The sequence below is a fragment of the Vibrio sp. 1F253 genome (assembly GCF_041439295.1).
Classification (GTDB): Bacteria; Pseudomonadota; Gammaproteobacteria; order Enterobacterales; family Vibrionaceae; genus Vibrio; species Vibrio tasmaniensis_A.
The window spans coordinates 63,845-76,875 of record NZ_JBGONU010000018.1; the positions used below are offsets into that span (position 1 = coordinate 63,845).

General features: G+C 44.5%; 11 protein-coding genes. 7 read left to right on the plus strand and 4 right to left on the minus strand.

Going from position 1 to position 13,031, the window contains the following annotated elements; translation table 11 throughout:
• The first annotated feature begins 1 nt into the window (after position 1).
• On the plus strand, positions 2-976 hold the full coding sequence (locus ACED28_RS11245) for a Gfo/Idh/MocA family protein (protein ID WP_371709877.1): 975 nt from the start codon (positions 2-4) through the stop codon (positions 974-976).
• Positions 977-1,174: 198 nt separating this feature from the next.
• Positions 1,175-1,513 (plus strand): Fis family transcriptional regulator, encoded by a 339-nt coding sequence (locus ACED28_RS11250; protein WP_371709878.1) that lies wholly within the window; start codon positions 1,175-1,177, stop codon positions 1,511-1,513.
• An 85-nt stretch (positions 1,514-1,598) separates the two neighbouring features.
• Here the strand turns inward: ACED28_RS11250 and ACED28_RS11255 are convergent, their stop codons facing one another.
• Complete coding sequence (locus tag ACED28_RS11255; RefSeq protein WP_371709879.1) at positions 1,599-2,507, minus strand: GyrI-like domain-containing protein; 909 nt, start codon at positions 2,505-2,507, stop codon at positions 1,599-1,601.
• Between the two features lie 409 nt (positions 2,508-2,916).
• On the opposite strand from ACED28_RS11255, the gene ACED28_RS11260 reads away from it, so the two are divergent.
• The 4 genes from ACED28_RS11260 to ACED28_RS11275 all read left to right on the plus strand — a co-directional run bounded on the left by ACED28_RS11260 (position 2,917) and on the right by ACED28_RS11275 (position 9,130).
• Positions 2,917-5,148: a hypothetical protein gene (locus tag ACED28_RS11260; RefSeq protein WP_371709880.1), complete on the plus strand. Its 2,232-nt coding sequence runs from the start codon at positions 2,917-2,919 to the stop codon at positions 5,146-5,148.
• Between the two features lie 56 nt (positions 5,149-5,204).
• Complete coding sequence (locus ACED28_RS11265; RefSeq protein ID WP_371709881.1) at positions 5,205-6,374, plus strand: glycerate kinase; 1,170 nt, start codon at positions 5,205-5,207, stop codon at positions 6,372-6,374.
• A 201-nt stretch (positions 6,375-6,575) separates the two neighbouring features.
• Positions 6,576-8,027, plus strand: a complete 1,452-nt coding sequence (locus ACED28_RS11270) for a catalase (RefSeq protein ID WP_017100300.1) — start codon at positions 6,576-6,578, stop codon at positions 8,025-8,027.
• A 230-nt stretch (positions 8,028-8,257) separates the two neighbouring features.
• A complete protein-coding gene (locus ACED28_RS11275; protein ID WP_371709882.1) occupies positions 8,258-9,130 on the plus strand; it encodes a patatin family protein in 873 nt (290 codons plus the stop codon).
• A gap of 118 nt (positions 9,131-9,248) precedes the next feature.
• Here ACED28_RS11275 and ACED28_RS11280 read toward each other — a convergent pair whose 3' ends face one another.
• From ACED28_RS11280 to ACED28_RS11290, 3 genes are all read right to left on the minus strand, one after another.
• Positions 9,249-10,241 (minus strand): 2-hydroxyacid dehydrogenase, encoded by a 993-nt coding sequence (locus tag ACED28_RS11280; protein ID WP_371709883.1) that lies wholly within the window; start codon positions 10,239-10,241, stop codon positions 9,249-9,251.
• A gap of 223 nt (positions 10,242-10,464) precedes the next feature.
• Positions 10,465-10,797: a DUF1971 domain-containing protein gene (locus tag ACED28_RS11285; RefSeq protein ID WP_102258295.1), complete on the minus strand. Its 333-nt coding sequence runs from the start codon at positions 10,795-10,797 to the stop codon at positions 10,465-10,467.
• 62 nt (positions 10,798-10,859) lie between these two features.
• Positions 10,860-11,663, minus strand: coding sequence for a ferredoxin--NADP reductase (locus ACED28_RS11290; protein WP_371709884.1), 804 nt, complete (start codon positions 11,661-11,663; stop codon positions 10,860-10,862).
• 341 nt (positions 11,664-12,004) lie between these two features.
• On the opposite strand from ACED28_RS11290, the gene ACED28_RS11295 reads away from it, so the two are divergent.
• Positions 12,005-12,949 carry an acyltransferase gene (locus tag ACED28_RS11295; RefSeq protein WP_017100296.1) on the plus strand — a complete coding sequence of 315 codons (945 nt, stop codon included), beginning with the start codon at positions 12,005-12,007 and terminating at the stop codon, positions 12,947-12,949.
• The last annotated feature ends 82 nt before the right edge of the window (positions 12,950-13,031 follow it).

Below are 13,031 nucleotides of genomic sequence, written 5' to 3' on the forward strand. Positions count from 1 at the left end.
CATGAAATGGGGAATCCTAGGAACCAGCTTTATCTCAGGTGTAATGGCGGATGCGATTAAAGGCGATGCTCAAAGCGAGCTGTATGCCGTCGCTGGTCGTACTGAAAAAACACTTAACGAGTTTGCAGCCCAATATCAACCAACACTAACCTTCAACAGCTATGAAGCCCTGATTGAAGATGAGTCAGTCGACATTATCTACATCGCTCTACCAAATCACGTTCACCACGAATACGTGATTAAAGCGGCTCAAAAAGGCAAAGCGATCCTGTGTGAAAAATCGTTATCGGTTGATATGGAAAAAACCGAGCAAGCTCTGCAAGCGGTGAAAGCATCTAGCGTGTTCTTCGCAGAAGGTTTGATGTACTTACACCATCCATTGATTGCCAAGCTTCATCAAGAACTGGCAACTGGTGAGATTGGTGAAGTACGCTCTATTCAAGGTTCATACATTGCTGCGATTGATCAGTTTGTGAACCCTGCGAGCAAGGGCGCGCTATACAACTTAGGTTGCTACCCAATGTCGCTGATTCACTCTGTCGCACAACACCAGTTTGGTGAAAGTGTGTTTGATGATCTGCAGATCTCAGCAATCGGCCGACGTGGCCAAGATGGCAATATCTGTGAATCATCGGCAATGATGCGTTTCAACGACCGTTTTACCGCGCAAATTCACACCGCTGAAGACTACGGTTTAAAGCATGGCTTTACGATCCTAGGTAGCAAAGGCTGTATTACACTCGACACCAACCCATGGCTACCGACCGAAGACAATACATTCACGGTTGAGATCTATGAAACATCGACACGTGAAGTGAAAGTCGAAGCGCAAGGCGATGGCTTCCATTATCAAGTGCGTAATATTCGCCAAGCAGTTGAGCAAGGTGACACACAACTTGCCGCGCCAATGGCGACTCATCAAGACTCTCGCGTAATCATGAAGTTACTGACTGATTGGGAACAAGCGGCGAGCTAAGATTTTCGTAAATTCTATATTCGGCTCATGTTTGATTGCCTTATCAGTGATCAGCATGAGACGTTTCCTCTAAATCTTCTCGCCAATTATCTCCCACAAATACTTTGCATTTGAAACAGCCACAGTGTCCAATGTCGGTTAAGACAATATTGACCGAAAAACCTTATTTTTTAAGGTGTTAAATAGGAACTTTGCTTCATGCGAAAATCAGATAAGAAGATCGAAAATCAAATCAGAGACGTGTTAACGGACGTTTGTGAAGATATGTTGAAAAGCTACGATGGTTTTCTTTGGGTGACTCATACGGTCAATTTCTCTTCATTCCCGCAAAGTTTGAAAATCGTCTGCGTATTCGATACCAATCAGGATAGAACGAACTTTTTAGAGGGGGGAGGTCAGCAGAGTGCCTCTCGGGCTATCCAACAAGCGTTCAATCAAGTTGGGATTCAACTGAAGAATATCGATAAGCATGTTAGCTACGATACACAAGAAAATTGCGACCGCGACCATCAAGGGAAGTGGTTCAATAGACTTTAAGAAGCTTTCGTAAGAGTCTTTATTGGTTCGTTAACGAAAGAACGAAAGCCTACGCGAGGTAGGCTTTGTTACTGAATTTTATTTGTTATTTAATTGCGGTGCAGAAGCTAACGTCTGAATGCTGAGTTTGTGGATCGTAGCTGTGGTAAAGCTCAAAGCAAGGGCGGTCTTCGGTTTCTATGCCGGACTCTATGACCTTACTCATCAGGTCGTCCCACGCTTTAGCGTATTGGCTTAGCTCGGTGATGGTTTGGCGCATCACTGCATATTGTCCGCCGGGAAAATCTTTTAATTCTATTCCATTTGGCACTTCAGTGTCGTCTGAAACCATCAAGCAGATGTCGGTACGGCATTTATCGTTCGGCGTGATTTCTGGATTGTCATGATAGATAAAGATGCAGCTGTTACCTGCTAATCCTTTCATTTCAGCCCACTGATAAAGACGACCGCTTGGTTCTTCATAACCCTGTCCATAGGGGCCTGTCACTCGTACATACGCTAGTTTTGACGGTTCGAATTGTTGCGTTTTCATTGTCCTACTCCATGTTGTTGGTTCGGAGTCAGTATATGAATTGCCTGCGGTTGCTGCGTTTCCATTCTTGCGCAACGTGTGTCCAATCTTGCTATTTCGCGTCAACTCAGAAAACGCTTGGTAATCTTCACAATCACGAAATGCCGTAGGAGTTACTCCAAAGTGCTGTTTGAATGCTTTGGCCAAGCTTTGCGAGGACGAGAAACCATATTCCAGAGCGATATTCAGGACAGGTTGCTTGGATTTGAAAAGATCATCAGCTGCGGATTCAAGCCTCAGTCGCCTGATGAAATCAGCAAGCGTCTCGCCTTGAACGCCTTGAACGGCTTTAAAAGTGCGATGAAAATGGTAGGGTGAAAAGTTGGCTAACGCCGCGACTTCGATTAGGTTGAGTGGCTCGTTAAAGTGTTTCTCTAAATAGCGGACAACGGGAATCAGCCGCTTATGATAGTCAACGTACATTATTTTATTTACCACTCTCTGTTGTCATCGTTCTTGTTTAGATCACCGAGACTAGCTTATCTAAGTTGAGTTTCAATAGAGGAGCCTTGAAACTGAGATTAGATGCGTTAATCCAATCATCTCGTTATGTTTCTCTATCTACTAACGCGATTATTTAACCTCAAAATTAGGTCGTGTTTGTATTGAAGCCGTCATTTTCCCCTTAAGCTGGCGGTAGTTTCAGATTGTCTTCATTCGGGCATTCGATGGCACACTTAAATGCTCGTCGAACCGGGGGGCTTAACGCTTGAACTATGAACTTTTCTAGACGATACTTTTTTCTTATATTGCTCCCTAATTTGACGCGTAATATGTTGATTTTGAATGAGGTATTTTGATTGGCAATAGTATCGATTAGGAAATTTGAATCATGAAAACTTACATTTCTGGGCTGCTCACACTCATTCCTTCATATTTAATTACCGGCTATTCTTTTGCTGTTGGTACAGCGGTTGTGCTGCCAGGGCAACATGAAGCTGGTGTTGATCTTTCGGGCTCCCCATTGTCTGCGAATGCCGTCATAGATTGGGAAATTGCGAACAGTGACCTCGTATTTGGCTCTTATGCAGATAAAACCGACAATAAGCGAGCTACGACAATTGGGTATATGTATAACCAAAAATTGGAGCTCAATTCTGGTTGGTTGGAGAACGACCTTCGTAATAACGCAGAGTTGCATGGCGTTAATTTTGAAGACTTCTTTCTCCATTTTTCTGAAGATACAGTGCTCGCAGAAGTCGATAACACCCACGGTGAAAATACTCTCTTAAGTGGAAAGTCTATGATCTTGGGCTATACAGCCAGTGAAGACCATGCTGGCTTTTGGCTGTATCAAGAGCCTCCGTGGGATGCTGATGTGTTTGAGAATTTCGAACTGGGCGGGGCTTTGTATGTCTATCATGCTGAACAGTTCGAACGTCTGACCTTTAAGTTCTCACAGTTTGCTGTCAGCGGCGAATTCTGGATTGAATACCCAACAGCTATTGACTCTCACGGAAGGGTTTCACAGTGGGAAAGGCTCGATGTAAAGAAAGACAAAACGCTCAATATGACCAGAAACCAATCGGTGATTTGGAACCTTCCGGGTAACTGGGTAAGAGCCACAACTCATGATGGCAGTGGGGTGAGTTATGGTGGCGGCCAGTATTTTGGTTCAACCTTTTTGAGAGAGGGTGGCCGTTTATACGTTGTGAGAGTTCGTTGGCAAAGTGAGAACGCTGACGACAGGCCGCGTTTAAAAGAAGTAAAACTCAAAAACAGCTTTCCAACCGTTAAGTTAACCGACGCTCCGACCACAACGCCGGATGGCAATGCTATCAGCCAATGGCGAAAAATTCGTGGCTTTGACGTGTCTGCAGACCTGAATGGCGATAACTACTTGTCGCCAAGCGAGTATCGAAATCGAACCAATAAGAAGGCAACAGCGCGTTTTCGTTGGGAATCAAGACTGGTGCCATTTGGTCGAATGTGGAGCACGAATTCATCTTGGTCGTTAACGAACGTCGCAAACGCGGATTATTTATCAGCCATTCATCGCTACTACAAGCAAAGCTGGGCAAGCCAAGGTTTGAATGGTGCATACAACGACGACACAAATAAACTCATTGGCTCGAACCAGTTCTATGTCCATTCTGGCGGACATGTTCAAGAGTTAGGAGCTGTTGCGGGTTCAAATCAAGCGTATGCTCTCTACAAGCAACAATTTTCAGCGTTTCTCAAAAATCTACCTGCTTTAGAAAGTGATGCGTCTATTGGGTTGAACATTGGTACGGCGAACTTGCTGGGTCGAAATGGGCAGTCTCATCTTAGCGAAGCCGGGTCTTTGTATCTGAGAGAGCATTACATTTTTCCGTCTACTGGATTTAGTGGTTACTCGGGGATCTCTAAATTCTGGGATAATTCTGCGCTCGCCTACAATGGACAAAGAGTTATTTTTCAGGCGACAACGCGTTACGGGCGAGTCCAGTATCTTGGAAATAGTGAAGAGAATTGGAAGAAAGACCAATACTCGACCCTAGCGATTTACCACCTCAATCGACATGCACAACACAGCTATTTTAATCAGTGGAACAATAGTTACGTCTATGGGAGTGATAACACGACTGCAGACACTTTCTGGCAAAGTGGTGTTCCTAAAAATATCGCTTATCAACCAAGTTCGTTATTAGCCGTTGATTTGGGAGAGCCGAGTCATCAGGTCCTACAGGGATTTGAGCCAATTCCTTTGATGCTATCGACAACGACACCTCAACCCGCTGACTACACCATCGTTGGTGATTCCTCGATGAAAGAAATGGTTCATGTTGATCTACCCTATGGCATGACTCACGTGCTACCGACGTTCACGTACTTTATGTATCAATCTAAAAATCAGGTGGCCGCGGGTGGCCCTGAAGATATGGTGTTAGCGAGAGAGTTCAGCAATGGTCGAGTGTTGTACCGCACGGATTTCCACGGTAAGAATTCGAGCTTTTATGAGGCAGAGAAGCTGATGATTGTATTGGACGTGCCGATGAAGCCTGTCGATGAAAACGGCAACATCGGAGAGTATGTGACTGAAATTCATATTGGCGGTTATGAAGGGCTGTTCTTGCTTTATTAGAGTCAATAGAATGAGAATAAGCTGTCAAAACGAATATTCAATTGGAACTCATCGCTATGAAAATTGTTATTGCACCAGACTCGTTTAAAGAATCTTTATCGGCGGTATCGGTGGCGGCGTGTATTGAAAAGGGCTTTCGTGAAATCTTTCCTGACGCTGACTATGTGACTTTACCTCTGGCCGATGGTGGCGAAGGTACGGTAGATGTATTGCTACAAGGTTTAGCCGGACAAAAGCGAACAAATAAAGTTCAAGGGCCATTGGGAACATTGATTAGTGCTGAATGGGCGATGTTAGAACCGTCAGTTCAGAGCTCCAAGAGAACGGCTTTGATAGAGATAGCTGCTGCGTCTGGTTTAGACTTGCTGACACCAGAACAGCGCGATCCTTTGGTTGCTTCTTCTTTTGGTACCGGACAGCTGATATTAGAAGCGATAGAGCAGGGTGCTCAAACCATTATTCTTGGATTGGGTGGCAGTGCGACCAATGATGGTGGTGCAGGCATTGTACAAGCGTTAGGTGGTAAATTGCTTGATCGTGCAGGGCAAGAGCTCAGCCGAGGTGGCGCTGTGCTAGCGGATTTGGCTTCAATTGATCTTACAGGCGTCGATTCTCGTTGCTCCGATATTGAGTTGATTGTGGCGTGCGATGTGGATAATCCATTGTGTGGTGATAACGGTGCCAGCTATATATTTGGTCCGCAAAAAGGAGCGACACCTGAACAAGTCTTAATGCTTGATAAGGCGCTTGAGAATTTTGCTCAAGTTACAGAAACGCAAGGTTATGCCGGTGGCGATGAGCCTGTTTACAAGCGCGTGGGTTATGGCGCAGCTGGTGGCACGCCGATGGGGCTTGGTTTGTTATTCAATATCCAAATTAAACCCGGCATTGAGATGGTGCTCGATGTTTTGCAAGCTGATGATCTATTGAAAGGTGCCGACTTGGTGATTACTGGCGAAGGGCAGATGGACAACCAAACTCTGCAAGGGAAAACGCCTTATGGCATTGCTAAACGAGCGAGCTTACAAGGCATTCCGATCATAGGCATTGCTGGCTCACTGGGAACAGAAGTAGAAGCACTTTATGGTGAAATGAACAGCTTGTTTGGTACGGTTCGTTCTCCTCAGTCACTTGACCAAGTTCTGCTAGAAGCCGAACTAAACCTTACCAGAACGGCGAGAAATATCGCTGCGACTCTGAAAGTAGGCCATGCGATCTTGAAATAAAGTGAGGTTTGACAATTGGTTACTTAACATCATGGTTCGATAGGTTTTATAGATAGCAACGATAAATAGAAACGATTATATTTTATACCATTAGAGGTCTATTCTATATCCATAATATTTTAGGGGCTTTTGAAAGGAAGCCAGTATAAATATCAAGGTGCACTCACTATTGCTGCACCTTTGGACCTTAAGGAATAGATCATGAGTAAAAAACTAACTACAGCTGCGGGTTGTCCTGTTGCTCATAACCAGAATGTTCAAACTGCGGGTAAGCGCGGTCCTCAACTTCTTCAAGATGTTTGGTTTTTAGAAAAGATGGCGCATTTTGACCGCGAAGTCATTCCAGAGCGTCGTATGCACGCGAAAGGTTCAGGCGCTTACGGTACATTTACTGTTACGCATGACATTACCAAATACACCAAGGCAAAACTGTTTTCTGAAATAGGCAAAAAGACCGACCTGTTTGCACGTTTTACAACGGTGGCGGGTGAGCGTGGTGCTGCCGATGCTGAGCGTGATATCCGTGGCTTTGCATTGAAGTTTTATACTGAAGAAGGTAACTGGGACATGGTGGGTAACAACACGCCAGTATTCTTCCTTCGTGATCCTCTCAAGTTCCCAGATCTAAACCATGCGGTTAAGCGTGACCCTCGCACCAACATGCGCAGTGCGAAAAACAACTGGGATTTCTGGACCTCTCTACCTGAAGCGCTTCACCAAATCACCATCGTAATGAGTGACCGTGGTATTCCTGCGACTTACCGTCATATGCATGGTTTTGGTAGCCATACATTCAGCTTTATTAATGCAGACAACGAACGTTTCTGGGTTAAGTTCCACTTCAAATCTCAGCAAGGTATTAAGAACTTGTCTGATGCAGAAGCGGCACAAGTGATCGGCGATGACCGCGAAAGTCATCAACGTGATCTGCTAGACAGCATTGATAATCAAGACTTCCCTAAATGGACACTGAAAGTTCAAGTGATGCCAGAAGCGGACGCAGCGAAAGTGCCATACAACCCGTTCGATCTGACTAAGATCTGGCCACACGCAGATTACCCATTAATTGAGGTGGGTGAGTTTGAATTGAACCGTAACCCACAAAACTTCTTCGCTGAAGTTGAGCAGTCTGCATTCAACCCGGCAAACGTGGTTCCGGGTATCAGCTTCTCACCAGACAAGATGTTACAAGGCCGTCTGTTTGCTTACGGTGATGCACAGCGCTACCGTTTGGGTGTTAACCATCAGCATATCCCAGTAAACGCACCTCGTTGCCCTGTCCACAGCTACCACCGTGATGGTGCGATGCGTGTTGATGGTAACTTTGGTAGCACACTTGGCTATGAGCCAAACAACGAAGGCCAATGGGCAGAGCAGCCAGACTTTGCAGAGCCAGCATTGAACCTAGATGGTGCTGCAGCGCATTGGGATCACCGCGAAGATGAAGATTACTTCTCGCAACCGGGTGACTTGTTCCGCCTGATGACGCCAGAGAAACAAGCGATTCTGTTTGATAACACTGCTCGTAACCTAGGCGGCGTGCCTAAAGAGATTCAGCTGCGTCACTTAAGACACTGTTACAAAGCCGACCCTGCTTACGGAGAAGGCATTGGTAAGCTACTTGAAATCGATGTAAGCGAATTTAAGTCGTAATCAATAAGTTTGATTAGTTAAATGAAAGGCCGTTGAGTGAATCACTCAACGGCCTTTTTTGATCATGCTGTGTATTAGGTGAGTCGTGTAAGTCGTACCAATTACTTGAAAATTAGCACCATTTCTATTGATAGTTTTTGCCTATCAAATTAATAAACTCATCCCATTATATTTAGTTAGGGTAACGGATTATCCTACGGCTATCAGTTTATAAAGTAGAAGAGTTTGAGATGAGTAAGAGCGCATTAATCGTTGAAGGTGGGGCAATGAGAGGCATCTTCGCAGCAGGAGTATTGGACGCTTTTATGCAAGACGATTTCCGTCCTTATGATTTTTCTATTGGCGTATCTGCGGGTGTGTCGAATTTGGTTGGTTACTTATCTCAAGCTCCGAAGCGTAGCTACAACGTGATTACTACCATGGCGACGGATAAAACGTTCTTCAATCCTGCTCGCTTTGCTAAAGGTGGCAATTTGGTCGACGTTAAGTGGTTGTGGGATGAATCTAACCATCGTTATCCACTGGATTGTGGTGAGCTGTTCTCAAGTGTTCCTTTAATTGCTGCTGTAACTAACGTCGATACTGGCAGTGCAGACTACTATCACATCAAGCCAGAAAACCTTTCTAACGTGGTTGAAGCAACAACAGCTCTACCTATCGCTTACCGTGAAACACCGTGCTTCTCTGGTGGTTGCTATACCGATGGTGGTGTAGCCGACTCTATTCCGGTTCGCGAAGCCTATCGTCGTGGTGCACGAGACATTACGGTGATTCTTTCTCACCCATTAAGCTACCGAATGAAGCCGCAGAAGTATCAGTGGATGCTGAAAAAGCTGCTAAAGAAATTCCCGAATATTGCAGAGTCGATGGCGGTGCGTGCCGAAAACTATAACCAGTCTTTGGAGTTCATTCGTAACCCTCCAAAAGATGCGACCATCAAGGTGATTGCGCCACCAGAAGCGTTTGCAGTGAAGCGTTTGACAATGGATCAAACGGTCTTGAATGCAGGTTATGAGATGGGTGTGAAAGCAGGGGAAGAGCACCTTGCCATTAGAAACGGTGTCTATGGCTTAGATACCGAAGATTGTCATTTCTGCGTTTAGAACTGTTTTTGAATGCGGGATAAACGAGAAGCCACGCTGTTCACTTAGGACTAGCGTGGCTTTCTATTTCTAGATTGAGTCTATTACTAACTCAGTCTGCTATTAACTCAAGTTGTTGTTAAACCAGTTCGTTGCCGCTGGTGTTACCTGTAAAAAAGGCATCAACACTGGTGAGCGTTGTATTGGCAATGTTGAACAGAGCATCTTTAGTCAGGAAGGCTTGGTGACCTGTGAACAATACGTTGTGACAAGCAGATAAGCGACGGAATACGTCATCCACAATCACATCGTTAGATTTGTCTTGGAAGAACAACTCTTTCTCGTTGTCGTAGACATCAAGGCCAAGCGCGCCAATCTTGCTTTGTTTCAACGCTTCGATTGCTGCGGTTGAATCCAGTAGTTCACCACGGCTGGTGTTGACGATCATCACGCCATCTTTCATTTTCTCAAATGCCGTTGCATCCAACAGGTGGTAGTTCTCTTTACTCATTGGGCAATGCAGAGAAATCACGTCAGATTCTTGGTAAAGCTCGTCGAGCTCAACGTATTTAGCGCCCAGTTCTTTTGCCAATGGGTTCGGGTATGGGTCGTAGCATAGGATGTTCATGCCTAAACCTTTCAGAATACGCATGGTTGCTAGCCCAATTTTGCCAGAGCCGATCACACCAACAGTTTTACCGTGGAAGTTAAAGCCAACCAAACCCTCAAGAGAGAAGTTCGCATCACGAGTGCGTTGGTATGCTTTGTGTAGTTTACGGTTCAAACACATCATCATGCCAACCGTGTGTTCTGCTACCGATTCTGGTGAGTAAGCCGGAACGCGAACCACTTGCAGACCAAACTCTTTGGCTGCATCTAAATCGACTTTATCAAAACCGGCACAGCGCATCGCAATCAGCTTAGTGCCGCCTTTCGCTAGAATCTCTAGCACATCTCGCGATAGGTCGTCGTTTACAAACGCACAAACGACTTCGTTGTCGTGCGCCATTTTTGCTGTTGTTGTAGTGAGGCGAAAATCGTGAAAATGGAACTCGGCGTCGAGTTCGCCTTTTGCAAGTTCAAATGATTTTTCGTCGTATGATTTTGAGCTAAAAAAAGCAATGTTGAGCATGGCTTCCTCTCTTACCTAAAATATAAATAATCCACTTATTCATTATCTGAAACGGGATTAAAACTAATAACTTTGTCCAGTGTGCTAGAGTTTTTTTCTCTTGTCTATCACCATTAGTCATTGTAATTACTATGGTTATTTGGTCTGTTGTCTTCACTTATTGAACATTAAAAATCACAGTACGAGGCAGCTTGCTTATAAGTTCATCAATATTGAATGGATCTTACTTTCGGGTGTTGAACATCTTCTTAGTCTCTTTCTCAGACCAGAAGTTAATGTTGAATTGTGCGTCGTCGCTAAGCTCTACTCGATGCCAATATTGAGGTGGACTTGTGGCAAATTGCCCAGCCAGGATCGTAATAACACTTTCCGGTTCTGTCGCGTCGGCATCGGCAAAACCATAGAAGGTGACGGTACCTTCCATTACGCAGATCTGCCCGAATACACCTTCTGCGGTGTTGTGGTGATTAAGCAATGCAGCCGGTATGTTGTCTTTGGTGAAAAATGGCGTTGAACGTTGAATTTTCCAGTGTGACGGAATACGTAAATGACTCATATAAAACCTCTTGTCTGTATTTTGAATACAAGCTTTAGCTTTGATTGAATTGGTGACCGTGATTACCAGTAGCTTTCACTGCTGAATTGGCCGGGCTTTCGGCGTAAGTGCTTCTTGAAACCTAAGTTGGTTAGTGCTTCACTTGTGTCGCGAACCATTTGCGGATTGCCACAAAGGTAGAAAAAACTGCGGGTTTGATTGAAAGTGACAGACGTGGTTTGCTCAAGGTCGCCTCCAAGTAACAAGCTTGGGATTCGTCCGCGCAAAGTTCCGGTGACTGATTCTCTAGAAATAATTGGCACATATTGTAGTTTCCCCTGAAAGTGTTCAACGAGTTGATTGATTCGATCTTGATACGTGAGGTCTTGCTCTGTTCTTACGGCATGAACCAGTACAAGGTTTTTGAACGAGGTGATTTTTTCAGATTCAGAGCCGTTTTGCTGTTGTATCTGCATGCTTTCGAGCATTGAGATAAAAGGCCCAACGGCGGTTCCGGTTGAAAGCATCCATAGATCGTCGGCGATCTCTGGAATCTCATTTAGCGTCATAAAGCCGCTTGGGTCTTTGCCTACAAATATGTCATCGCCTACCTTCAACTCATGAAGTTGAGGTGAAAGCTGCCCGTTCTGATCCTTAATAATCAAAAATTCCAGATGTTGATGACCTTGTTCGTGCTCTGGCGCATTCACCATCGAATAAGCACGTCTGACAAGCTCCTCCTCGTTGTTAAGCAAGCCAAGTTTCGTGAACTGACCTGCCTGATAGGGAGAGACGGGAGCACTGACTTGCAGCGAGAACAGTTGATCTGTCCATTGTGTTTTATGTAAGACTTTGCCAGTTACCAAACCATGAGGAATATCTGTCATATCATCACCTTTACTTAGAGAAGTTATCTCATTAAGGATACTCAACTATTTACACTTTGGAGTTGCATGTACCATGCCATTAATGAGAATGCTTATCAATACTGATCGTTTTGGTGAGGGCGATTCTAAATGATGTCAAATGGACTCTGCCTTGGTTAGTCTAAATGACCTCTTTATTGTTTTTTGATGTGGCACTTTCAGATTAAGGGGAGAGATTGATTTATGGGCACAGACCAAAATTAGTTCCGTGGTTTGACCCTTAATGTATTCACCAATAACTAAAGAGAATATTTTATAGATGAGTATAATGGCGGCTTTCGATCTCAATATAGCCGTGTTTTATGCTTGATAATCTTCGTATGGCCTTGAACGTGTTGTTCGTGACCATCAATACCGCAATGACTGCGTTTACCGTGAGCTTTTTTGGCCTCATCAAACTGATTCTTCCAATCTCTATTGTTCAAAAGTCATGTACTCGCTTAGCGAATTTCACATTTTGGTGTTGGGCTTCGCTCAATCTTTGGATGTTGAATGTGAATAACGATATCGAGTGGCAAGTTGAGGGCGGGGAAGACATCTCGACTAAGCAATGGTACTTGATGATGTCGAATCACCTCAGTTGGGCGGATATCGTGATCTTGTCTTCGATCTTGAAAGACAAGATGCCAATGACTAAGTTCTTCCTTAAGCATGAATTGCTGTACGTTCCTTTTGTTGGTTTGGCTTGTTGGGGCTTGGATATGCCTTTCATGAGACGTCACTCACGTGAGTTTTTGATTCGTAACCCTGAGCGTCGCAATGATGACTTTGATGCAATTAATAAGGCATGTACTAAGTTCAAATGGGCACCGACAACCTTGGTAAATTTTGTGGAAGGAACTCGTGCAAACCACGAGAAACTGGCGACAGCGAAAACACCTTATCGACATCTACTTAAACCGAAAACAGGTGGTGTGGCGTTTGCTCTATCGGCAATGGGCCCAATCTTGGATGGTATTGTAGATGTCACTTTGGCTTATCCAGAAAATCAGGCTTCTCCATTTGAAGACATGCTGAAGGGTAAAATGACCAAGGTGGTGGTGCGTATTAAACTGCACCCAATGGATGAGAACGTGAACGGCAATTATTTTGAAGATAAAGCGTTTAAACGTCGTTTCCACAGTTGGTTGAATAGTACGTGGAAAGAGAAAGACGACTATCTTGATACGGTTTATGGGGTTGATACGCCCTGTGAGGTTGAAACGACTGATGAACCTGATGTGGCTTATAAGAAACAAGAACAGTAAGCTCATACCAAATCGATAGCATCAAAAAAGCCGATAGTTCATTGAACTGTCGGCTTTTCTATTGATTGGGCTTTGTCTACTC

Excerpts from the sequence above, each read along its gene's own strand:
- ACED28_RS11245 (WP_371709877.1), top strand. The coding sequence starts at position 2 with ATGAAATGGGGAATCCTAGGAACCAGCTTTATCTCAGGTGTAATGGCG.
- ACED28_RS11250 (WP_371709878.1), top strand. The coding sequence starts at position 1,175 with ATGCGAAAATCAGATAAGAAGATCGAAAATCAAATCAGAGACGTGTTA.
- ACED28_RS11255 (WP_371709879.1), bottom strand. The coding sequence starts at position 2,507 with ATGTACGTTGACTATCATAAGCGGCTGATTCCCGTTGTCCGCTATTTA.
- ACED28_RS11260 (WP_371709880.1), top strand. The coding sequence starts at position 2,917 with ATGAAAACTTACATTTCTGGGCTGCTCACACTCATTCCTTCATATTTA.
- ACED28_RS11265 (WP_371709881.1), top strand. The coding sequence starts at position 5,205 with ATGAAAATTGTTATTGCACCAGACTCGTTTAAAGAATCTTTATCGGCG.
- ACED28_RS11270 (WP_017100300.1), top strand. The coding sequence starts at position 6,576 with ATGAGTAAAAAACTAACTACAGCTGCGGGTTGTCCTGTTGCTCATAAC.
- ACED28_RS11275 (WP_371709882.1), top strand. The coding sequence starts at position 8,258 with ATGAGTAAGAGCGCATTAATCGTTGAAGGTGGGGCAATGAGAGGCATC.
- ACED28_RS11280 (WP_371709883.1), bottom strand. The coding sequence starts at position 10,241 with ATGCTCAACATTGCTTTTTTTAGCTCAAAATCATACGACGAAAAATCA.
- ACED28_RS11285 (WP_102258295.1), bottom strand. The coding sequence starts at position 10,797 with ATGAGTCATTTACGTATTCCGTCACACTGGAAAATTCAACGTTCAACG.
- ACED28_RS11290 (WP_371709884.1), bottom strand. The coding sequence starts at position 11,663 with ATGACAGATATTCCTCATGGTTTGGTAACTGGCAAAGTCTTACATAAA.
- ACED28_RS11295 (WP_017100296.1), top strand. The coding sequence starts at position 12,005 with ATGCTTGATAATCTTCGTATGGCCTTGAACGTGTTGTTCGTGACCATC.